Annotated in this window: 17 protein-coding genes and 1 riboswitch; of the genes, 6 read left to right on the top strand and 11 right to left on the bottom strand. The window is 71.0% G+C overall.

Translation table 11 applies throughout. The annotated features are described in order from the left end of the window. Nucleotides 1-6 precede the first annotated feature (6 nt). The 4 genes from ACFYZZ_RS40180 to ACFYZZ_RS40165 all read right to left on the bottom strand — a co-directional run bounded on the left by ACFYZZ_RS40180 (nucleotide 7) and on the right by ACFYZZ_RS40165 (nucleotide 4,364). Nucleotides 7-909 (bottom strand): ABC transporter permease, encoded by a 903-nt coding sequence (locus tag ACFYZZ_RS40180; protein WP_389187458.1) that lies wholly within the window; start codon nucleotides 907-909, stop codon nucleotides 7-9. Continuing rightward, nucleotides 896-1,870, bottom strand: a complete 975-nt coding sequence (locus tag ACFYZZ_RS40175) for an ABC transporter ATP-binding protein (RefSeq protein WP_389187455.1) — start codon at nucleotides 1,868-1,870, stop codon at nucleotides 896-898. The genes ACFYZZ_RS40180 and ACFYZZ_RS40175 overlap by 14 nt, the downstream gene beginning before the upstream one ends. A 39-nt stretch (nucleotides 1,871-1,909) precedes the next feature. Further along, nucleotides 1,910-3,106 carry an outer membrane lipoprotein carrier protein LolA gene (locus ACFYZZ_RS40170; protein ID WP_389187452.1) on the bottom strand — a complete coding sequence of 399 codons (1,197 nt, stop codon included), beginning with the start codon at nucleotides 3,104-3,106 and terminating at the stop codon, nucleotides 1,910-1,912. A 247-nt stretch (nucleotides 3,107-3,353) separates the two neighbouring features. Beyond that, the gene (locus ACFYZZ_RS40165; RefSeq protein ID WP_386577132.1) at nucleotides 3,354-4,364 is read right to left on the bottom strand and encodes a polyprenyl synthetase family protein; all 1,011 of its coding nucleotides are present in this window, start codon (nucleotides 4,362-4,364) and stop codon (nucleotides 3,354-3,356) included. A 499-nt stretch (nucleotides 4,365-4,863) separates the two neighbouring features. Then, nucleotides 4,864-5,077, top strand: a riboswitch (cyclic di-AMP (ydaO/yuaA leader). 5 nt (nucleotides 5,078-5,082) lie between these two features. On the opposite strand from ACFYZZ_RS40165, the gene ACFYZZ_RS40160 reads away from it, so the two are divergent. Beyond that, nucleotides 5,083-5,571, top strand: coding sequence for a transglycosylase SLT domain-containing protein (locus ACFYZZ_RS40160; RefSeq protein ID WP_389187448.1), 489 nt, complete (start codon nucleotides 5,083-5,085; stop codon nucleotides 5,569-5,571). Nucleotides 5,572-5,606: 35 nt separating this feature from the next. Here the strand turns inward: ACFYZZ_RS40160 and ACFYZZ_RS40155 are convergent, their stop codons facing one another. From ACFYZZ_RS40155 to ACFYZZ_RS40145, 3 genes are all read right to left on the bottom strand, one after another. Continuing rightward, entirely contained in the window at nucleotides 5,607-6,419 is an 813-nt protein-coding gene (locus ACFYZZ_RS40155; protein ID WP_389187445.1) for an HAD family hydrolase, read from the bottom strand. A gap of 154 nt (nucleotides 6,420-6,573) precedes the next feature. Continuing rightward, on the bottom strand, nucleotides 6,574-7,773 hold the full coding sequence (locus ACFYZZ_RS40150; RefSeq protein ID WP_389187442.1) for an FAD-dependent oxidoreductase: 1,200 nt from the start codon (nucleotides 7,771-7,773) through the stop codon (nucleotides 6,574-6,576). A gap of 44 nt (nucleotides 7,774-7,817) precedes the next feature. After that, entirely contained in the window at nucleotides 7,818-9,068 is a 1,251-nt protein-coding gene (locus ACFYZZ_RS40145; RefSeq protein ID WP_389187627.1) for an ATP-grasp domain-containing protein, read from the bottom strand. Between the two features lie 272 nt (nucleotides 9,069-9,340). Here ACFYZZ_RS40145 and fahA point away from each other — a divergent pair, with 272 nt between their 5' ends. From fahA to ACFYZZ_RS40125, 4 genes are all read left to right on the top strand, one after another. Further along, nucleotides 9,341-10,558, top strand: a complete 1,218-nt coding sequence (gene fahA, locus ACFYZZ_RS40140; protein WP_389187439.1) for a fumarylacetoacetase — start codon at nucleotides 9,341-9,343, stop codon at nucleotides 10,556-10,558. 125 nt (nucleotides 10,559-10,683) lie between these two features. Next, on the top strand, nucleotides 10,684-11,463 hold the full coding sequence (locus tag ACFYZZ_RS40135) for a hypothetical protein (protein WP_389187436.1): 780 nt from the start codon (nucleotides 10,684-10,686) through the stop codon (nucleotides 11,461-11,463). Beyond that, complete coding sequence (locus ACFYZZ_RS40130) at nucleotides 11,460-11,837, top strand: GntR family transcriptional regulator (protein ID WP_389187433.1); 378 nt, start codon at nucleotides 11,460-11,462, stop codon at nucleotides 11,835-11,837. Before ACFYZZ_RS40135 ends, ACFYZZ_RS40130 begins: the two co-directional genes overlap by 4 nt. A gap of 247 nt (nucleotides 11,838-12,084) precedes the next feature. Continuing rightward, the gene (locus ACFYZZ_RS40125) at nucleotides 12,085-13,023 is read left to right on the top strand and encodes a M56 family metallopeptidase (RefSeq protein ID WP_389187430.1); all 939 of its coding nucleotides are present in this window, start codon (nucleotides 12,085-12,087) and stop codon (nucleotides 13,021-13,023) included. Between the two features lie 69 nt (nucleotides 13,024-13,092). On the opposite strand, the gene recQ is transcribed toward ACFYZZ_RS40125, so the two are convergent. Continuing rightward, nucleotides 13,093-15,132, bottom strand: a complete 2,040-nt coding sequence (gene recQ / locus ACFYZZ_RS40120; protein ID WP_389187429.1) for a DNA helicase RecQ — start codon at nucleotides 15,130-15,132, stop codon at nucleotides 13,093-13,095. A gap of 328 nt (nucleotides 15,133-15,460) precedes the next feature. On the opposite strand from recQ, the gene ACFYZZ_RS40115 reads away from it, so the two are divergent. Next, nucleotides 15,461-16,006: a hypothetical protein gene (locus ACFYZZ_RS40115; protein ID WP_389187426.1), complete on the top strand. Its 546-nt coding sequence runs from the start codon at nucleotides 15,461-15,463 to the stop codon at nucleotides 16,004-16,006. 61 nt (nucleotides 16,007-16,067) lie between these two features. On the opposite strand, the gene nuoN is transcribed toward ACFYZZ_RS40115, so the two are convergent. From nuoN to nuoL, 3 genes are read right to left on the bottom strand one after another with little or no spacing between them, the layout of a single operon-like run. After that, complete coding sequence (nuoN, locus tag ACFYZZ_RS40110) at nucleotides 16,068-17,717, bottom strand: NADH-quinone oxidoreductase subunit NuoN (RefSeq protein ID WP_389187423.1); 1,650 nt, start codon at nucleotides 17,715-17,717, stop codon at nucleotides 16,068-16,070. Then, nucleotides 17,714-19,285, bottom strand: a complete 1,572-nt coding sequence (locus ACFYZZ_RS40105) for an NADH-quinone oxidoreductase subunit M (RefSeq protein WP_389187421.1) — start codon at nucleotides 19,283-19,285, stop codon at nucleotides 17,714-17,716. Before ACFYZZ_RS40105 ends, nuoN begins: the two co-directional genes overlap by 4 nt. 5 nt (nucleotides 19,286-19,290) lie before the next feature. Continuing rightward, nucleotides 19,291-21,210, bottom strand: a complete 1,920-nt coding sequence (gene nuoL / locus ACFYZZ_RS40100; RefSeq protein WP_389187418.1) for an NADH-quinone oxidoreductase subunit L — start codon at nucleotides 21,208-21,210, stop codon at nucleotides 19,291-19,293.

The following is a 21,210-nucleotide window of genomic DNA, read 5'->3' as shown; positions in this document are numbered from 1 at the left end:
CGCACCCTACGTGTTGATGTCCTTCGTCGTGAACCGCGCCCAGGCCGCCGAGCCGAACACGGCCGCGTACAGCGCCTGGAGGCCGAGGTTTGTGACCAGGTCGTCCCAGTAGACGGGGTCGCGCATCAGGTCGGCGAAGGACAGCCAGTAGTGGGAGAAGAAGTACGGCTGCAGCGCGTGCAGCTGGGGTATCTGGTCGAGGATCTGGACGGTGATGAGCAGGCCCACGGTGGTCGCCATCGCCGCGATGCCGCTGTTGGTCAGCGTCGACACGAACAGGCCGAGGGCCGCGACGCCGACCAGTGAGGCGGCGACGACCAGGGCTATCAGCAGCGCCCGGCCGAGGCCCTCGGCGAAGCTGATCCGGGTGCCGGAGATGGTGGTGAGGTCGCCGAGCGGGAACAGCAGCGCGCCGACGATCAGTGCGGAGACGGCCACGACCAGGGTGGCCAGCACACAGAAGGCCATGACCGTCGTGTACTTGGTGAGCAGCAGGCGGGTGCGGCCGGCCGGGGCGACCAGCAGATAGCGCAGGGTGCCGCCGCCCGCCTCGCCGGCGATCGCGTCGCCCGCGACCACGCCGACCGCCATCGGCAGGAAGAACGGCAGGGTCGCGGCCAGTGACGTGAACACCAGGAACAGGCCGTTGTTGGTGATCTGTGCGATGAACGCCGGCCCTTCGCCGCCGCTCGGGCCCGCCGTCGAGCCGCCCCGCGTCTCGATCCGCACCGCGATCCCGACCAGCACCGGCACCGCCGCCAGCACCCCGAGCAGCGCGAGGGTGCGCCAGCGGCGGACGGTGGTGACCAGCTCACTGCGCAGCAGCCCGAAGGTCCACAGGGGGTTCGGACGGCCGGGGCCGGCCGCGGTGGCCGGTGCCTTGAGTGCCTCGGCCTCAGCCCGCGACATCGAATCCCTCTCCCGTCAGTGCCACGAACGCGTCCTCCAGGGAGGCCCGTTCGAGTGTGAAACCCCGGACCCGGACGCCCGCCGTGACCAGTGCGGCGTTGACCTCGGCGAGGTCCCGCTCGGGCGGCTCGCCGGTCACCCGGTCGCCGTCCACGGTCACGTCCCCGACGCCCTGCTCCTTCAGCAGCCGGGCCGCCTCGCCCGCGTCCGGTGTCGTCACCACCAGCCGGCCGCGCGCCCCGGCCGCCAGGTCGGCCACCGCGCCCTGCGTGATCAGGCGGCCCTGTGCCATCACCGCCGCGTGCGTGCAGACCTGCTCGATCTCGTCGAGGAGATGGGAGGAGAGGAAGACGGTCGTGCCGTCGGAGGCCAACTCCCGGATCAGGGCGCGGATTTCGCGCATGCCCTGTGGGTCGAGGCCGTTGGTGGGCTCGTCCAGGACGAGCAGCTTGCGCGGCTGGAGCAGGGCCGCGGCCAGGCCCAGGCGCTGCTTCATGCCGAGCGAGTACGCCCTGGCCTTCTTGCCCGCGGCGGCCGTGAGGCCCACCCGGTCCAGGGCGGCCGCGACCCGGGTCCGCCGGGTGCGCGGGTCGGCGGTCGGGTCGGCGGCGTCGTAGCGCAGCAGGTTGTCCCGGCCGGAGAGGAAGCCGTACAGGGCGGGGCCCTCGATCAGCGCGCCGACCTGCGGGAGGACGGCGCGGCCGGCCCGCGGCATGGGGCGGCCCAGGACGCGGGCCGTGCCCGAGGTCGGCTCGATCAGGCCCATCAGCATGCGGATGGTGGTGGTCTTGCCCGAGCCGTTGGGGCCGAGGAAGCCGAAGACGCTGCCCGCCGGGACGGTCAGGTCGAGACCGTCGACGGCGAGCTGTCCGCCGCGGTAGCGCTTGGTGAGGCCGCGCGTGGCGATGACGTGCGCCGGCGCGTCCCCCGAGTCCTGCTCCGTGGCGGACGGTTCGTCCATCGGCTCCCTCGATTCGTCGTGTGCCGTACCCCGGAAGGGTTACTTCCCTTCGTTGGCCGCCTTGACCAGCGTGTCCTTGGTGACCGCTCCGGCGTACACCTTGCCGTCGTCGGTGATCAGGGCGTTGACCAGGCGGGTGGAGAAGACCGTGCCCTTGCCGAACTTCCCGGAGACGTGGTCGCCGAGCGAGCCGAGGAAGCCGCCGAAGGCGCCGCCCTCGGAGCCGGACGGCATGCCGCCCTTGGCGCCGGTGTCGAAGGTGGCGATGGACGTCCAGCCCTTGCCGAGCACGTTGGCCCCCTCCAGGCCCTGGGCGAAGTCGTCGCCGGACTTCGGGGCGTGCTCGGGCGCCTTGGACTCTTTCTTCTCCTCGGTGACCTTCGCACCCTTGGGCGGGGTGAAGTCGAAGGTGGAGTCGGCCGGCTTGGCGAAGGAGACCTGGGTGAAGCCCGCGTCGAGCACGGCGGCGCCGCCACTCTTCGGGGTGAGCGTGAACTTGAGCGGCATGCCCGTCTTCGCGTCGACGGCGATGCTGATCGCGCCGACCGTGGTGCCGGACTGCTTGGGCTTGATCTGCAGCTTGTAGGCGTCGCGGCCGGCGACCTGCGCGGTGCCGTCGACGGTCACGGACGTGGTGTCGTCGACCGACTTCAGGGCCTCGTCGGCGAAGTCCTTGGGCGTGGCCGGCGCCTCGGCCCGGTGCTCCTTGCCGGACGAGGCGGCGGTGCCGTGGAAGACCTCGTTGCTCTTGCTGTCGTAGCCCCAGACGTCCTTGCCGTCGTGGATGAGGCTGTACTCGGAGCCGCTCTCCAGCAGCGAGAGCTTCTGCCGGTCCGGGCCGTCGGTCGCCACGCGCAGGGTGTGCGTGCCGGAGACCAGCTCGGTGAGCTTGGACGTCGGGTCGGCGGAGGAGCCGTCGCCGCCCTGGGCCGCCCCGGACGCCAGGCTGCTCTCCAGGCCGCCGAGGTCCGGCAGGCCGAGGTCGGTGCTGACCTTCACCGTGCCGGACAGCTGCTGCACGTCGGACTTGGCGATCTTCTCGATGAGCTGCTGTGCGGTGATCTTCGGCAGATCGGGGGAACCGGAGTCGGCGAGAGCCGGGACCAGCCCGATCGTGGCCGCCGCCACCCCCACCACCGCGACCGGAACCACGTACCGGGCGGCTTTGCGGCGCCCCGTGGGCAGGTCCTCGCCCTGCCCGGCGCCCGTTGCCTCGTCGGATTCGTACGGTGCCATCTGTGCCTTACCTCCGTCGTCGGCGGCGGCTGTCCCCACACTGGTCCACCTGAGCCGCCATTCTCACCCGAATCGGTGAGGAGTGGTGATTTCCGTGGTTTCCATCTGACCAAATCAGCCGTGAGGAAGCGTCAGACCACGGAGCCAACTCCGTGTACGCCTGCGGTATGACACGCGAGGGCGGCGCCTCCCCCGACCCGTAGGGGTCGTGCGGGAGACACCGCCCTCAGGACAGGTGCGGGACGGGTCAGCCGGCCCGGTGCACCACCGCGTCGCACAGTTCGAGCAGCGCCGCCTTGGCGTCGCACTCCGGCAGCGGGGCGAGCGCCGCCCGCGCCTCCTCCGCGTACCGGACGGTGTCCCGGCGGGCCTGCTCCAGCGCGGGGTGCGCGCGCAGCGCGGTCAGCGCCTCGGCGTGCCGGGCGTCGTCGCTGAGGTCGGAGTCGAGCAGCTCGCACAGCGCGATGTCCTCGGCCAGGCCGAGGCGGGCGGCCCGCTCGCGCAGCCGGAGCACGGGCAGCGTCGGGATGCCCTCGCGCAGGTCGGTGCCCGGGGTCTTGCCGGACTCGTGCGAGTCGGAGGCGATGTCCAGGACGTCGTCCGCGAGCTGGAAGGCGACCCCGAGCCGTTCGCCGTACTGCGTGAGCACGTCGACGACCGTCTCGTCGGCGCCGGACATCATGGCGCCGAACCGGCACGACACGGCCACCAGGGAGCCCGTCTTGCCGCCGAGCACGTCCAGGTAGTGGTCGACCGGGTCGCGGCCGTCCGAGGGTCCCGCGGTCTCCAGGATCTGCCCGGTGACCAGCCGCTCGAACGCGAGGGCCTGGACCCGGACCGCCTCGGGGCCGAGGTCGGCGAGGATCTGAGAGGCGCGGGCGAAGAGGAAGTCGCCGGTGAGGACCGCGACCGAGTTGCCCCAGCGGGTGTTGGCGCTGTCCACGCCGCGCCGCACGGACGCCTCGTCCATGACGTCGTCGTGGTACAGCGTGGCCAGGTGGGTCAGCTCCACGACGACGGCCGACGGCACGACGCCCGGCGCGTACGGATCGCCGAACTGCGCCGCGAGCATGACGAGCAGCGGCCTGAACCGCTTCCCACCGGCCCGTACGAGGTGCTGCGCGGCCTCCGTGATGAACGGGACCTCGCTCTTGGTGGCTTCGAGCAAGCCTTCCTCGACAGCCGCCAATCCGGCCTGGACATCGGCTTCCAGAGCCTGGTCCCGCACGCTCAGCCCGAACGGCCCGACGACGGTCACGAGGGGTCTCCTGTCTGCTGGTGTCTGCTGGCGATTACACGGTTTGTCGATAGGTCGTTGCCATCACTCAAGTCAGCGTATCCGGTCCTGTTTCGATCACCGATAGCGCCCACCGGTCCAGCCCGGGCGGTATCGGATCAGGGCCGGTATGTTTTTGATCATCTGATAAGTGTGGGTACACAACGACTTAACAGGATCTCGCCCGATTTGTCGCGAACCGCACGGCGGGCGGAGTACTCCTTTTGCACCACACCCAGCAAATCTCCCGAATCCCCCATGTCTGATTTGGTACCCTTTGCCATTTCGTGAGTTGGGTCACGCGGGCCCGGGAATCGGCCAAGGGGCGCCACCCTCGTTCTCCCCTTTCCACATCGGGCAGTTGAGCGTTGGCAACCGCAAAGGATCAAGTGCCCCATTTGGAATAGATCAAGGTCAACTGCCTCATTGGGTGAATTCAGTACTTGTTCCCGACATGTGCTGTCGCATAGCTTCCGGGCCAGTCAGACGAACGCCGAATCCTGCCGCGTCTGACACCACCCATCGACGAACTCATTCGTACGGCAGGAGCGGGGGACCCAGGTAAGCCGCCGGACCGGACGACGCACGTCGCGCCGGGACAGCTAGGGGTGAAGTCGTGCCTCCCCCCAGAGGTACGGCCGGGCACCTCCCCGCCCGAACCCGACAGCTCACCTCGTAGGCGACGGAGAGGAACGTCCCCATGCTTGCTGCCGCTCAGCCCCGCCGCACCCGCACCAACCGCCTCGTCCGCAAGCTCGCCGTCATCGGCACCGGCGCCGCCGTGCTCGCCCTTCCCGTCATCGGCGCGACCAGCGCCTCCGCGGCCACCCCCACGGCCAGCACGCCGGCCACCACGCTCGCCGGGTACCCGAACAACCTCGACGGCTGGATCCGCGAGTCGCTCGCGATCATGCGCGAGAAGGGCATCCCGGGGACGTACAACGGCATCTACCGCAATGTCATCCGTGAGTCGTCGGGCAACCCGGCGGCCATCAACCTCTGGGACTCCAACGCGGCCAAGGGCATCCCGTCCAAGGGCCTGCTCCAGGTCATCGACCCGACGTTCAACGCGTACCACGTGGCCGGAACGTCCTTCGACATCTACGACCCGGTCGCGAACATCACGGCCGCCTGCAACTACGCGGCCAAGCGCTACGGGTCGATCGACAACGTCTTCGGCGCCTACTGACCGGCGCCCGCGGCGGGCCACTACTGATATCCCGGTCAGTCGGTCGGGAACAGTCTTTCGAGGACGACGGCGATGCCGTCGTCCTCGTTCGACGTGGTGATCTCATCGGCGACGGCCTTGAGTTCGGGGTGGGCGTTGGCCATGGCGACGCCGCGTCCGGCCCAGTCGAACATGGGGATGTCGTTGGGCATGTCGCCGAACGCGAGGGCCCGGCCGGCGGCGATCCCCAGGTACTCGGCGGCCAGCGCCAGCCCCGTCGCCTTCGTGACCCCGGACGGCTGCAGTTCCACGGTCCCGGGCCCCGACATCGTGACCGTCGCCAGCGAGCCCACCGCCGAGCGTGCGATCGCCGCCAACTCGTCGTCGGACAGCGTGTGGTGGCGCAGCAGCACCTTGCTGATGGGCTCGCACCACAGGTCGTCGCGGCGGCCGACCCGCACGGCGGGCAGGGTCGGGTGCGGCATCAGATACCCGGGTTCGATCAGGGTGAGCCCGTCCACGCCGTCCTGGTCGACGGCCGCGTAGACCTGCCCCACCTCGGCCTCGATCTTGCCGAGCGCGGTCTCGGCCAGTTCCCGGTCCAGCCGGACCGACCACAGCAGACGGTCGGCGCCGGCGTCGTAGACCTGCGCGCCCTGCCCGCACACCGCGAGCCCCGTGCTGCCGAGGCCCTCCAGGAGGGGCCGTACCCGAGGAGCCGGGCGGCCCGTCACCACCAGGTGCCGGGCGCCGGCCCGTGCCACCCGCTCCAGCGCGGCGCGCGACCGGTCGGAGACGGTGTCGTCGCCGCGCAGCAGCGTCCCGTCCAGGTCGGTGGCGATCAGTGAGTATGCGGGGGGTGCGGCCATGATCAGAGAATACGGATCCCACGCCCCGCCGACTCACCCTGAAGTTCCCGGACTTGTGTGCTCCTCGGCCCCAAGTGGCCCCTGCGGCCGCCCTGATGGTGGTGGAGTTGACGCGATCGGACCTGCCGGTGAGCGAGACGGCGTCGTCCGCGGCTCAGCCGTGTGCCGCCGCCAGATGCCCGGCCAGGCGCGGCGAGGCGAACTCCGTGCCGCAGACGAAGCGCATCACCGGGCCGTACGAGGACGCCGCCGGGAGGCCGGTGAAGTACAGGCCGGGGACGGAGGAGACGTACCCGGGTCCGAGCCTGGGCGTGCCCCGGCTCACCGCCAGCCGGGTGCGCAGCTCAGGGCCGAGGAAGTCCATCGCGGCGATGTTCACGCGGTAGCCGGTGGCCGCGATCACATGGTCGGCCGAGAGCCGCTCGGTGCCCTTGCCGTGGGTGCGGACGGTGAGGACCGGGCTGCCGTCCGGGGCCTCGGCGCCCACCACCCGCTCGACCTCCTGGACCTGCACCCTGCCCTCGAAGCGGTCGCGCAGCCACCAGGCGCCGAGCGGACCGAGGACCCGGCGGACCAGGTAGTGGCGGGTGCGGGCGGGCAGGAAGCGGTACGGGTGGGGGTAGTGGCTGAGCGCCCACAGGGACCAGGCACGGCCGAAGGGCGACTCGGGGCGCAGCCTCGGCTGCTCCCAGGGCGGGGCGCCGAAGGCGACCCGGCCGCGGCCGCGCGCGACCACGCGCACCCGGGCGCCGGCCTCGGCCGCGAGGGTGGCCGCCTCCAGCGCGGACTGGCCGGCGCCGACGACGATCAGCTCCTTGCCGGCGAAGCGGGTGAGGTCGTGGTGCTGGGAGCTGTGGGAGACCGGCCCCGTGAGCGCCGGACCGTCGGCCGCTGCCGCCAGCTCTGCCGGGAGATGGGCCAGCCCGGACAGCCCGGTGGCGACCACGACTGCGCGTGCGGTGAACAACTCCCCCGAGTCCAGCTTGAGTTCGAACCCGCCGCTCTTGTCGCGGTCCACGGAGACGACCCGGACCTGCTCCAGGTCGGGCAGCAGCTTCTCCTGGAACCACTCGCCGTAGGCGATGAAGGTCTCCACCGGGACGATGTCCTCGTCGGTCACCAGCCGGCGGACACCGGCCGCGTCGCAGTAGTCGGCGAGGGTGTGGCCGGGCTGTGGGCAGTCGAGGTTGGAGGCGGCGGGGGTCGACTTGAGGAGCATGCCCTCGGGCATGTGGGCGCGCCAGCTGACCATGGGGTCGCCGAAGACGCGGACGGGGATGCCGCGCGCCCGCAGATGGGCGGCGGTGGACAGGCCGTACGGCCCGGCCCCGATGACTGCAACCGGTCGAATCACGAAGTCCCTCCCCAGGACGCGGTGCGCCACCTTCGTGGCCTTGCCTACTTCGTGGTGGGAGTGGTGCTGCTGCCGCGGCGGTTGGTGCGCCACAGCTGATACAGGTGCTTCGCGCCCGGGCGCACGAAGCGGGCGAGCATCGTGAGGAACGGCAGCGGGTCGTCACCCGCGAGCCAGGCCAGCTCCGTCCCGCTCGCCTTCGCCGGCGCGTGCGGCGTCGTGTAGCCGCTGCGGCGGTAGGCGAGGAGGGCGGGCAGGTCGATGTTCTCCACGACGAAACGGTGACCGGCGCGCTGTTCCCCCTCCGGTACGGCACGGCCGGTCAGATTCAGGTGCATCGCGCGGACGACGTCCACGCCCGACTCGTTCTCGAAGAGCCGGAACTGGGCGCCCATGCGCGGGTTGAAGTCGAGGAGTTTGTACTGTCCGTCGCGCCGGTCGAAGCGCAGGTCGAGGTCGATGATGCCGGTGAAGCCGATCTGTTTGACGAAACGAGCGGCGAGGTCGGCGAGTTCCGGGTTGTCGACGACGTACGCGTTCGCCGTCATGCCCGCGTGCGGCGGCCAGGAGCGGACCTTGACGCCGGTGAAGAGCGCGAGCGGGTGGGAGTCGGCGTCGAAGCAGGCGTGCACGATCCAGTCCTCGGCCTCCTCCCTCGGCAGGTACTCCTGGAGGATCACGCCGGGCTGCTCGCCCCAGTCCCGGGCGAGGGTGAGCAGGCCCTTGCGGGTGGCGATCCTCGTGGTGCCGTTGACGGCGGGTCGGCTGCGCCGTACGAACGCCTCGCGGTTCTTGGCCACCACCGGGAAGCGGGCCGTGTCGGCGAAGGCGACGATCTCGTCGTACGACTCCGGGAATGCGGCCGACGGGCTCGCGATGCCGTGTTCCGCGCACAGTTCGTGCAGGCCCTGCTTGCTGGCCAGCCGGCGCGGCAGCGCGGGGTCGACGCGCGGGAAGAGGAAGGGGCCGGCCAGCTCGTCCTGGTGCTCGGCGATCAGGACGGCGGCCTCCTCGTCGGTCGGGACCAGGACGGTCGGTCGGCCGATCCGGCGGCCGATGCGCTGCAGGCCCTCGACCAGCCGGCCCGGGTCCTCGGCGCCGGTCGTCGGCCACACGAACGCTCGTTTGAGGTAGCGGGATGCGGCCGCGGGTGTGTGGGCGTCCTCGGTGATCGCATACATCGGGACGCCGAGGCGGCCCAGGCTGCGGATCGCGCCGACACCGCCGTGGTGCAGCGGGTAGTCGCCGAACTTGACGATCAGTCCCGGCACGTCACGGTCCGCCTCGAAAGGCACGCCGACGGTGTTCCTGGCCACGGGTCCCCCCACGTGTCCCCCCTACGGACCGGACCCACCCCGTCCGTGTCCCCCGAAAGGACGCTAAGCCGGAATTGCCGCCTCCCACAAGGCTTATTCGGACATTGCGAACTCTTTAGGCACTGTCCGGGCAACCTTTCGGGCAACGCATGGGGCACTGCCCAAGAAGAGCAACTCAGCCGTAACGTGTGCCGCGACCACATGGAACGCACCCGCCATGCATGGCCCGGATGAGAGCGAGGCAGTACCCCATGCCCCCCTTCGACGTCCCCGAGGGCGACCCCTTCGGTTCGCACAACCTTCCCTATGGCGTGTTCTCGCCCTCCGGCAGCACGGAGCGGAGGGTCGGCGTCCGGCTCGGTGACCACGTCCTCGACGCGGGCGCCGCGGCCGCCGCCCTCGGCTCGCCGTACGTCTCCCTGCTCGCACAGCCCACCCTCACCCCCCTGCTGGCGGCAGGACGCACGGCCTGGTCGGACGTGCGGCGCGCGCTGACGGCGTGGGTGACCGTGCCCTCGCACCGGTCCACGATCGAGCCGCTGTTCCACCCCCTGTCGTCGGTGACCCTCCACCTGCCCTTCGAGGTCGCGGACTACGTCGACTTCTACGCCTCCGAGAACCACGCCCGGAACGTCGGCCAGATCTTCCGGCCGGACGCCGAGGACTCCCTGACCCCCAACTGGAAGCACCTGCCGATCGGCTACCACGGCCGCTCCGGCACCGTGGTGGTGTCGGGCACGGACGTCGTACGGCCGTCCGGGCAGCGCAAGGGCCCCGCCGACCCGGCACCCGTCTTCGGCCCCTCGATCCGGCTGGACATCGAGGCCGAGGTCGGCTTCGTGGTGGGCGTGCCCTCCGAGCTGGGCAGGCCGGTCGCGCTCGGCGACTTCCGGGACCACGTCTTCGGGCTGTGCCTGCTGAACGACTGGTCGGCGCGGGACGTCCAGGCCTGGGAGTACGTCCCGCTCGGCCCGTTCCTCGGCAAGTCCTTCGCGACCTCGGTGTCGGCATGGATCACCCCGCTGGAGGCGCTGGAGCACGCGCGCGTGGCGCCTCCGGAGCGCACGCACCCCCTGCTGCCCTACCTGGACGACTCCGCGCCGGAGATCGAGCCCGGCGGCTACGACCTGCGGATCTCCGTCGCGATCAACGGCCATGTGGTGTCCGAGCCGCCGTTCTCCGGCATGTACTGGACCGCGGCCCAGCAACTCGCCCACATGACGGTGAACGGGGCGTCCCTGCGCACCGGCGACCTGTACGGCTCGGGCACGGTGAGCGGCCCGGCGGAGAACCAGCGCGGCTCGCTGCTGGAGCTGACCTGGAACGGCCGCGACCCGCTCGAACTCCCGGACGGCAAGCGGACGTTCCTGGAGGACGGCGACGTCGTGACGCTGTCGGCGTGGGCGCCTGGGGCGGACGGGGGCCGGGTGGGACTGGGGGAGGTCAGCGGGCGCGTCGTGTCGGGCTGAGCTTTGCGTCGGACAGGCCGCGACTTGTAGCAAGCATTTGACACAAGCCCGCCGTGACGCCATCTTGTACTCACCGCTTGATACAAGCGGTGAGTACAAGATGCTCACTTTCACGGGGTTTTGTCATGATTGATGCCGACCTTGGTACGACCGCTCCGGCGTCCCGCGCGCCCGTCGACCGCTACGCCCGCTGGACGGGCCTGGCCACGGGCGCGCTCGCGGCCTTCTCGCTCTCCACACTCGACCACGGGAACGGGGTGCTGTACGCCATCCCGGCGTTCGGCCTCTGCGCGGTGACCGGCGTGCTGGTGGGCGACGCGCTGACCCCACCGGCCCGGGGTGCCGTCCGCACGGCCGGGCTCGCGCCGCGCCGGATCCAGGACTACGTACCGCCCCGGACGACCTGGCTGTTGCTCGTCCTCGCGGGCGCGCTGGTGGTACTGCTGACGGTCGCGGGCGTGGTGGCCTCGCCGGACGACCTGGGGCGGGCGGGCCGTTCCCTCACCCTGACCTGCCGGGGCGTGACCGAGTCGCACGGCCCCTGGCCCGGGCTGTACTACGGCCTGCCGATGCTGGTCTCCCTCGCCGTCGCCACGGTCGCCTGCGGCTGGTCGCTGCGGCGGATCGCCACCCGGCCCGGCGACGAGCAGTCCCGCCGCGACCGCACACTGGCGATCGTCGCGGCGTGGGGGCTCGTCGTCTCGGTCTCCCTGCTCGGCGCGGCCACGACCGCGGCGGCCTCGCTGCTGAGCCTGTCGTGCGACGGGACCGTGGGGACCATGGCCACCGTGGTGCTGTTGCCGCTGGCGCTGGTCTCGTTGGTGACCGGGCCGTGGATGCTCTTCACCATCTGCTCGCCCCGGGCGGCGTGGCGGCGCCCGGCGGACCGCGGGGTTCGCCGGTGAGCGGCGCCGCCGTACGGGTCGACACGACGAGCCCCGTCCCGCCGTACGAACAGATCCGCGCCCAGCTGGCCGCCCTGATCACCACCGGCCGGCTGCCGGAGGGCGAACGGCTGCCGACCGTACGGCAGCTGGCGGCCGACCTGGGCCTGGCGGCGGGGACGGTGGCCCGCGCCTACCGCGAGCTGGAGGCGGCGTCCCTGATCCTGACCCGGCGTGGCGCGGGCACGCGGGTGGCTCGGCTGCCGGCGGGGGCGCGCCGCCCCGAGGCGGCGGAACTCGCTGAGACGACCAAGGATTTCGTGGCGTGGACGCGGGCCCTGGGGTTCGGGGAGGAAGAGGTGCTGGAGGCGGTGCGGCGGGCGTTGCGGGAGTAGGGAGAGGATCCGGAGTAGGGAGAGGGTGGGGAGTAGGGAGAGGGTGAGGAGAGGGAGGACTGCCGAACTCGGAGTCGAGGCGAGCCGGACGCGAACGAGGGCAACCGGATCGCCGTCGACACCTGCCTCGTCCCGTCTCTCACCGTCATACTGGCGGGAACACGCACCACGCGACGCGCTCCCCGGCGCGTCACCCCGCACCACCTGACGCCCGCACACCACTCCGACCAGGAACCGGAGCCCCGGCATGACCGTCTGCCTGCTCCTGCTGAGCGTCGTCGCCCTGACGGCCGCCGTACCGGCGCCCCGCGCGCTGACCCGGGCCGCCTGGCCCGAGCGGGACCCCGTGGTCGCGTTGTGGGTGTGGCAGTGTCTGGTCGCCACGGTCCTGCTGTGCTGTCTGACCGCGCTGGTGCTGGGCGCGGCGGCCGTCTTCCACACCGTCCGCGACCATGTCTTCGCCCCCGCGCCGCCCGCCGTCACCGCCGCGTACGACCTCTCCACCGCCCCGGTCTGGGCCGTCGCCCTCACCCTGCTACTGGCCTGCGGGGCCGCCTGGACGACCGCGATGCTCGCGCGGGAGATCGCCGAGGCCCGCCGCCGCCGCGGCCAGACCCGGGCGCACCTGCGCGAGCGCGCCCCCGACCTGCCCGCGGGACTGCCGGCGGCACGCGGACCGATGCTGGTGCTGGAGGACGAGTACCCGGACGCCTGGTGGATGCCGGGCCACCCGCCGCAGCTGGTCGTGACGACCGGGGCGCTGCACCGCCTGACCGACCATCAGCTGGACGCGGTCCTCACCCACGAGCGCGGCCACGCCCGCGCCCACCACGACTGGCTGCTCCACCTGTCCACCGCGCTCGCCACGGGCTTCCCGCGCGTCCCGCTCTTCGCCCACTTCTGCGACCAGACGCACCGGCTGGTCGAACTGGCAGCCGACGACACGGCATCCCGCCGCTGCGGCCACCTCACCACCGCCCTGGCCCTGATCGAGCTGAACCAGCACCGCGGTGTCCTGTCCTGCGCCTCCAGCCGCCGCCTCCTGGGCGAACGCGTGGACCGCCTCCTGGAGCCCCCACCGCGCCTGCTCCGCCGGCACCGGGCCCTGACGACGACGGTGGCGGCACTGGTCCCGCTGCTGCCACTGCTGATCACGTTCGCACCGGGGCTCACGGCACTGTCCTGACCCCCGTGTCCTGTCCTGACCCCACTGGGGGCTGCCGCCCCCAGACCGTCGTACGTCGCCTTCGGCGCGCTACATCCAGTCGTCCGGCTCCGGCTCGTCCCCCGGCTCGGGCCAGTAGTCGTCCGGGGAGTCGCCGGGCGCGCGCGAGGCGCCGCTAGCAGGGGAGGCTCCACCCGCGGGGGAGCCACCGGCAGCGGTGCCCGGTGCGTCCAGGGAGTTCAGCACCTCCAGCACCCCTTCCCCGTATGTCGCCAGCTTCTTCTCGCCGACCCCGCTCACCGTGCCCAACTCCCGCACCGAGCCGGGCCAAGAGGTGACGATCTCCCGGAGGGTGGCGTCGTGGAAGATGACGTACGCCGGGACGCCCTGCTCCCGGGCCTGTTCGGCGCGCCAGGCACGCAGGGCCTCGAAGGCGGGGAGCAGCGAGTCGGGCAGCTCGACAGCGGCGGCCTTGGCCTTGCGCTCGCCCCGGCCGGAGGAGGCGCCCGAACCCGACCGCGACATGGCCGGCTTCTTCGGCTCCTTGCGCAGCGGCACCTCCCGCTCCCGCCGCAGCACCGAACCGCTCGCCTCGGTGAGCACCAGCGTGCCGTACTCCCCCTCGACCGCCAGCAGCCCCTGCGCCAGCAGCTGCCGGACGACACCCCGCCACTCGGCCTCGGCGAGGTCCTGGCCGATGCCGAACACGGACAGCTGGTCGTGGTCGAACTGGATCACCCTGCCGGTGCGCTTGCCGAGCAGGATGTCGACGATCTGTACGGCGCCGAACTTCTGCCCGCGCTCCCGCTGCAGCCGTACCACCGTCGACAGCACCTTCTGCGCGGCGATCGTGCCGTCCCAGGTCTCCGGCGGGGTCAGGCAGGTGTCGCAGTTGCCGCACCCCGTGGCGGAGGCCTCCTGGCCGAAGTAGGCCAGCAGCTGCCCGCGCCGGCACTGGGCGGTCTCGCACAGGGCGAGCATGGCGTCGAGGTGGGCGGAGGCCCGGCGGCGGAACGCCTCGTCGCCTTCGCCGGACTGGATCAGCTTGCGCTGCTGGATGACGTCGTTGAGGCCGTAGGCCATCCAGGCGGTGGAGGACAGTCCGTCGCGGCCCGCGCGGCCCGTCTCCTGGTAGTAGCCCTCGATCGACTTGGGCAGGTCCAGGTGGGCGACGAAGCGCACGTCCGGCTTGTCGATGCCCATGCCGAAGGCGATGGTCGCGACCACGACCAGGCCCTCCTCGCGCAGGAACCGGGACTGGTGGGCCGCGCGCGTGCCCGCGTCCAGGCCCGCGTGGTACGGCACCGCCTCGATGCCGTTGCTGCTCAGGAACTCGGCCGTCCGCTCCACCGAGTTGCGGGAGAGGCAGTACACGATGCCGGCGTCGCCCGCGTGCTCCTCCCGCAGGAAGGCGAGCAGCTGCTTCCTGGGGTCGGCCTTGGGCACGATCCGGTACTGGATGTTGGGCCGGTCGAAGCTGGCCACGAAGTGGCGGGCCCTCGGCAGGTCCAGCCGCTGGGTGATCTCCTGGTGGGTGGCGTGGGTGGCCGTCGCGGTGAGGGCGATCCGCGGGACGTCCGGCCAGCGCTCGCCGAGCAGGGAGAGGGCCAGGTAGTCGGGGCGGAAGTCGTGGCCCCACTGGGACACACAGTGCGCCTCGTCGATGGCGAAGACGGAGATCCTGCCGCGGGAGAGCAGGTCACGCGTGGCCTCGACCCGCAGCCGCTCCGGGGCCAGGTACAGCAGGTCAAGCTCGCCGGCGAGGAACTCGGCCTCGACCACGCGCCGCTCGTCGAAGTCCTGCGTGGAGTTGATGAAGCCGGCCCGCACGCCGAGGGCACGCAGGGCGTCCACCTGGTCCTGCATCAGCGCGATCAGCGGCGAGATCACCACGCCCGTACCGGGTCTGACCAGGGCCGGGATCTGGTAGCACAGCGACTTGCCGCCGCCGGTCGGCATCAGGACGAGGGCGTCTCCGCCCGCCGCCACATGCTCGATGATCGCTTCCTGCTCACCGCGGAAGGCCTCGTATCCGAAGACCCGGTGCAGCGTGGCCAGCGCCTCGCTCGCGGCCGCGCCCGGCCCTTCGGTCGTCCTTGGCATCTCGCTGATCCCGCCCGTCGCGCCCATCGTCCTGTCCCCCGAGTCCGTCCCCCGTGCGTCGCCCCTCGACCACTGCGTCCACGATAGGCGCCCGCGCCGACAGCGTCGGAAGTTGTCCACAGGTGCGAGTGATTTGTCGTATCAGCGCACCGACTGTTTCCGGACAGTCGATCCTGCACCCATCGGGTGCGTCGGGTGCTGCCGAAAGGTCACCGCTCAACCCATTGGGCGCCTCTGGATGGCCACTCCCCTCGCCCGGGGACAGGCTGCTGGAGCGGGCCGGGGAGGCCCGCTCGCCGCCGGACCACGCTTCGCACTCCGGTACACCCGTGTCTGCCCCTAGGAGCCCCGCCTCATGATCGCTCGCCTCGCCGGAGCCGCCCTCGCCCTCGTCTCGGCCCTCGCCGTGCCCGCCTCCGTGCCCGCCCACGCCGCCGGCCAGGACGTCTTCACCGACCCACAACTGACCGCGGCGTACACGGCGACGGCGTTGTACCGCTACGAGCCGTTCGCGACCGCCGACGGCTACGAGCCGCACGTGTGTCTGGCCAGCGCCGAGGGCGCCATGGGCTTCCACTACTTCAACGAGTCCCACTTCGGCTCCCTCGACCCGAAGAAGCCGGCCGGCCTGCTCTACGAGAACGCCGCCACCGGCGGGCGCCGGCTCGTGGGGGTGGAGTGGGTGGTCCCGGTCACCGGCAAGAACATGAAGCGGCCCCGCCTGTTCGGGCAGGACTTCCAGGGCCCGATGGCAGGCCACTACCCGGGCATGCCCACCCACTACGACCTGCACGTGTGGCTCTACAAGAAGAACCCCCGCGGTCTCTTCTCCCAGTGGAACCCGACCGTGAAGTGCCCGTCGTCGGCGATGCCGGGCATGGCGAAGATGTCGGGCCACTGACAGGCGACGGCCCCGGCTCCTCGCTCGGAGGAACCGGGGCCGCAGGGCCGTGGCGCGGGCCTCAGCGCACGAACACTCCCGCCTGGCTCGCCAGGTTCAGGAAGTACTGCGGCGCCACACCGAGCACCACCGTGACCGCCACGCCCACCCCGATCGCCGCCATGGTCAGCGGCGACGGCACGGCCACGGTCGGGCCCTCGGGCTTCGGCTCGCTGAAGAACATCAGCACGATCACCCGGATGTAGAAGAACGCGGCGATCGCCGAGGAGATCACACCGACCACGACCAGCGGGGCCGCACCGCCGTCCGCCGCCGCCTTGAACACGGCGAACTTCCCGGCGAAACCGGAGGTCAGCGGGATACCGGCGAAGGCCAGCAGGAACACCGCGAACACGGCCGCCACCAGCGGCGACCGGCGGCCGAGCCCGGCCCACTTGGACAGGTGCGTCGCCTCGCCGCCCGCGTCGCGCACCAGCGTGACCACCGCGAAGGCACCGATCGTCACGAACGAGTACCCGGCCAGGTAGAACAGGACGGACGACACGCCGTCCTTCGAGGTCGCGATGACACCCGCGAGGATGAATCCGGCGTGCGCGATCGACGAGTACGCCAGCAGCCGCTTGATGTCGGTCTGCGTGATCGCGATGATCGCGCCGCCCAGCATGGTGACGACCGCCACCGCCCACATGACCGGCCGCCAGTCCCAGCGCATGCCGGGCAGGACGACGTACAGCAGGCGCAGCAGCGCACCGAACGCCGCCACCTTCGTCGCCGCCGCCATGAAGCCGGTCACCGGGGTCGGCGCGCCCTGGTAGACGTCGGGCGTCCACATGTGGAACGGCACCGCGCCCACCTTGAAGAGCAGGCCCATCGCGATCAGGGCGCTGCCGAGCAGCAGCAGCGCGTCGTTGCCCATGGTGCCCGCGAGGGCCGGGTCGACGCCGGTGACCGTGCCGTCGACGACCTGCGCGATGCGCGCGTACGACACCGAGCCCGCGTAGCCGTACAGCAGGGCGATGCCGAACAGCGTGAACGCCGAGGCGAACGCGCCGAGCAGGAAGTACTTGACCGCGGCCTCCTGCGACATGAGCCGCTTGCGGCGGGCCAGCGCACACAGCAGGTACAGCGGCAGGGAGAAGACCTCCAGGGCCACGAACAGCGTCAGCAGGTCGTTGGCCGAGGGGAAGATCAGCATGCCGGCGATCGCGAAGAGCAGCAGCGGGAAGACCTCGGTGGTGGTGAACCCGGCCTTCACGGCGGCCTTCTCGCTGTCGCTGCCCGGCACGGACGCGGCCTGCGCCGCGAACGAGTCGACCCGGTTGCCGTGCGCCTCCGGGTCCAGGCGCCGTTCGGCGAAGGTGAACAGGGCGACCAGACCGGCCAGCAGGATCGTGCCCTGCAGGAACAGGGCCGGCCCGTCGACCGCGATCGCTCCCATGGCCGCGATGTGCGCCTTCGTGGTGCCGTAGCCGTCGGCCGCCAGGGCGACCACCGCGGCGAACGCGGCACAGAGGGCCACCACGGCCACGAACACCTGCGCGTAGTAACGGGACCGGCGCGGGACGAACGCCTCGATCAGCACGCCGACCAGCGCCGCACCGACGACGATCAAGGTCGGTGACAATTGCCCGTACTCGATCTTCGGCGTGGGGATCTTCGAGATCGGCTCGGCCGCGTTTGTCCACAGGCTGTGGACGGCTGTTGCGCTCACTTGGCCGCCTCCACCGAGGGCTTGGGATCGGTCTTGTGTACGTCGGACATGGTCTGCTTGACTGCCGGGTTGACGATGTCCGTGACGGGCTTCGGGTAGACGCCCAGGAAGATCAGCAGCACGATCAGCGGTGCGACGACCACCAGCTCGCGCGCGCGGAGGTCGGGCATCGTCGAGACCTCGGGCTTGACCGGGCCCGTCATCGTGCGCTGGTACAGCACGAGGGTGTAGAGCGCGGCGAGCACGATGCCGAAGGTGGCGATGATGCCGATCGCCGGGTAACGCGTGAACGTGCCGACCAGGACCAGGAACTCGCTCACGAACGGCGCGAGTCCGGGCAGCGAGAGAGTGGCGAGGCCACCGATCAGGAAGGTGCCGGCGAGCACCGGGGCGACCTTCTGCACACCGCCGTAGTCGGCGATGAGGCGCGAGCCGCGCCGGGAGATCAGGAAGCCGGCGACCAGCATCAGCGCGGCCGTGGAGATGCCGTGGTTGACCATGTAGAGCGTGGCGCCGGACTGGCCCTGGGTGGTCATCGCGAAGATGCCCATGATGATGAAGCCGAAGTGCGAGATCGACGCGTAGGCGACCAGGCGCTTGATGTCCCGCTGGCCGACGGCGAGCAGGGCGCCGTAGACGATGCTGATGAGCGCCAGTACGAGGATGACGGGCGTCGCCCACTTGCTGGCCCCCGGGAACAGCTGGAGGCAGAAGCGGAGCATCGCGAAGGTGCCCACCTTGTCGACGACCGCGGTGATGAGGACGGCGACCGGGGCGGTGGCTTCCTGCATGGCGTTGGGCAGCCAGGTGTGCAGCGGCCACAGCGGCGCCTTCACCGCGAAGGCGAAGAAGAAGCCGAGGAACAGCCAGCGTTCGGTGTTCGTCGCCATGTGCAGCGAGCCGTTGGCGCGCGCCTGGGCGATCTCCTGGAGGCTGAAGTTCCCGGCGACCACATAGAGGCCGATCACCGCGGCCAGCATGATCAGGCCACCGGCCAGGTTGTAGAGCAGGAACTTCACCGCCGCGTACGACCGCTGGGTGGCGGCCGCCGTCTCGCCGTGCTCGTGGGCACGGTCCCCGAAGCCGCCGATGAGGAAGTACATCGGGATGAGCATGGCTTCGAAGAAGATGTAGAAGAGGAAGACGTCGGTGGCTTCGAAGGAGATGACCACCATCGCCTCGACCGCCAGGATCAGCGCGAAGAAGCCCTGGGTGGGCCGCCAGCGGCGGCTGCCGGTCTCCAGCGGATCGGCGTCGTGCCAGCCGGCGAGGATCACGAACGGGATCAGCACCGTGGTCAGCGCGATGAGCGCCACCGCGATGCCGTCGACGCCCACTTCGTAGCGGACGCCGAAGTCCGCGATCCAGGCGTGCGATTCGGTGAGCTGGTAGCGGGCGCCGTCCGGGTCGAAGCGGACCAGGACGGTGATCGCCAGGGCGAGCGTGGCGAGCGAGACCAGCAGCGCCAGCCACTTCGCGGCGGTGCGCTGTGCGGCCGGTACGGCGGCCGTGGCGACGGCCCCGATGGCCGGGAGCGCCGCCGTCGCTGTCAGCAGAGGAAAGGACATCGGTATCAGACCGCCCTCATCAGCAGGGTCGCGGCGACCAGGAGTGCCGCACCGCCGAACATCGAGACCGCGTAGGAACGGACGAAGCCGTTCTGGACCCGGCGGAGCCGGCCCGACAGGCCGCCGAAGCCGGCCGCCGTGCCGTTGACGACGCCGTCGACCAGGGTGTGGTCGACGTACACCAGGGAGCGCGTGAGGTGCTCGCCGCCGCGCACCAGGACGACGTGGTTGAAGTCGTCCTGGAGCAGGTCGCGCCGGGCGGCCCGGGTGAGCAGCGATCCGCGCGGGGCGACGACCGGGACGGGCTTGCGGCCGTACTGGGCCCAGGCGATGCCGACGCCGATGACCAGGCACACCATCGTCGCGCCGGTGACCGTGGCCGCGCTGACCGGCGAGTGGCCCTCGCTGTGGCCGGTGACCGGCTCCAGCCAGTGCAGGAAGCGGTCGCCGATGCTGAACAGCCCACCGGCGAAGACCGACCCGAACGCGAGCAGGACCATCGGGATCGTCATGACCTTGGGCGACTCGTGCGGGTGGGGCTCGTTGCCGCCCGCGGTGGAGCCGCTGTCAGATGCAGCATCCGGCTGCCAGCGCTTCTCGCCGAAGAACGTCATCAGCATCACGCGCGTCATGTAGAACGCGGTGATGGCGGCGCCCAGCAAGGCCGCGCCGCCGAGGATCCACCCCTCGGTGCCGCCCTTGGCGAAGGCCGCCTCGATGATCTTGTCCTTGGAGAAGAAGCCGGACAGGCCTGGGAACCCGATGATGGCGAGGTAGCCGAGACCGAAGGTGACGAACGTGACCGGCATGTACTTCCTGAGGCCGCCGTACCTGCGCATGTCGACCTCGTCGTTCATGCCGTGCATGACGGAACCGGCGCCGAGGAACAGCCCGGCCTTGAAGAAGCCGTGCGTCACCAGGTGCATGATCGCGAAGACGTAGCCGATGGGGCCGAGGCCGGCGGCGAGGATCATGTAGCCGATCTGCGACATCGTCGAGCCGGCCAGCGCCTTCTTGATGTCGTCCTTCGCGCAACCGACGATCGCACCGAAGAGGAGCGTGACCGCACCGACGACGGTGACGGCGAGCTGGGCGTCGGGGGCCAGGTTGAAGATGGCCGCGGAGCGGACGATCAGGTACACACCCGCGGTCACCATCGTCGCAGCGTGGATCAGGGCCGACACCGGGGTCGGACCCTCCATGGCGTCCCCGAGCCAGGACTGCAGCGGCACCTGGGCCGACTTGCCGCATGCGCCGAGCAGCAGCAGCAGGCCGATCGCGGTGAGCTTGCCCTCGGAGGCGTCACCGGCGTGGCTGAAGACCGGGCCGAAGGCGAAGCTGCCGAAGGTGGTGAACATCAGCATGATCGCGATCGACAGGCCCATGTCGCCGACGCGGTTGACCAGGAAGGCCTTCTTCGCCGCCGTGGCCGCGCTGGGCTTGTGCTGCCAGAAGCCGATGAGCAGGTAGGACGCGAGACCGACGCCCTCCCAGCCGACGTACAGCAGCAGGTAGTTGTCGGCGAGGACGAGCAGCAGCATCGCCGCGAGGAACAGGTTCAGGTAGCCGAAGAAGCGGCGGCGCCGCTCGTCGTGCTCCATGTACCCGACCGAGTAGAGGTGGATCAGCGAGCCGACGCCGGTGATCAGCAGGACGAAGGTCATCGACAGCTGGTCGAGGCGGAAGGTGACGTCCGCCTGGAAGCTGCCGACCGAGATCCACGTCCACAGGTGCTGGGTCAGGGTGCGGTGTTCGGCGTCCTTGCCGAGCAGGTCGGCGAAGAGGATCAGGCCGAACACGAAGGAGGCGGCCGACAACAGGGTGCCGACCCACTGGCCGACGGCGTCGAGCCGCCGGCCGCCGACCAGGAGGACGGCCGCTCCGAGCAGGGGCGCCGCGATGAGCAGCGCGATCAGGTTCTCCAC

Source organism: Streptomyces sp. NPDC001816 (assembly GCF_042892235.1).
Lineage (GTDB): Bacteria > Actinomycetota > Actinomycetes > Streptomycetales > Streptomycetaceae > Streptomyces.
Note: the sequence above shows the minus strand (reverse complement) of the source record. Positions and strands in the feature narration are given on the sequence as shown.

Bases quoted from the DNA above. Each gene is read 5' to 3' on its own strand.
- ACFYZZ_RS40180 (WP_389187458.1), bottom strand. From the start codon at position 909: ATGTCGCGGGCTGAGGCCGAGGCACTCAAGGCACCGGCCACCGCGGCC.
- ACFYZZ_RS40175 (WP_389187455.1), bottom strand. From the start codon at position 1,870: ATGGACGAACCGTCCGCCACGGAGCAGGACTCGGGGGACGCGCCGGCG.
- ACFYZZ_RS40170 (WP_389187452.1), bottom strand. From the start codon at position 3,106: ATGGCACCGTACGAATCCGACGAGGCAACGGGCGCCGGGCAGGGCGAG.
- ACFYZZ_RS40160 (WP_389187448.1), top strand. From the start codon at position 5,083: ATGCTTGCTGCCGCTCAGCCCCGCCGCACCCGCACCAACCGCCTCGTC.
- ACFYZZ_RS40155 (WP_389187445.1), bottom strand. From the start codon at position 6,419: ATGGCCGCACCCCCCGCATACTCACTGATCGCCACCGACCTGGACGGG.
- fahA (WP_389187439.1), top strand. From the start codon at position 9,341: ATGCCCCCCTTCGACGTCCCCGAGGGCGACCCCTTCGGTTCGCACAAC.
- ACFYZZ_RS40135 (WP_389187436.1), top strand. From the start codon at position 10,684: ATGATTGATGCCGACCTTGGTACGACCGCTCCGGCGTCCCGCGCGCCC.
- ACFYZZ_RS40125 (WP_389187430.1), top strand. From the start codon at position 12,085: ATGACCGTCTGCCTGCTCCTGCTGAGCGTCGTCGCCCTGACGGCCGCC.
- recQ (WP_389187429.1), bottom strand. From the start codon at position 15,132: ATGGGCGCGACGGGCGGGATCAGCGAGATGCCAAGGACGACCGAAGGG.
- ACFYZZ_RS40115 (WP_389187426.1), top strand. From the start codon at position 15,461: ATGATCGCTCGCCTCGCCGGAGCCGCCCTCGCCCTCGTCTCGGCCCTC.
- ACFYZZ_RS40105 (WP_389187421.1), bottom strand. From the start codon at position 19,285: ATGTCCTTTCCTCTGCTGACAGCGACGGCGGCGCTCCCGGCCATCGGG.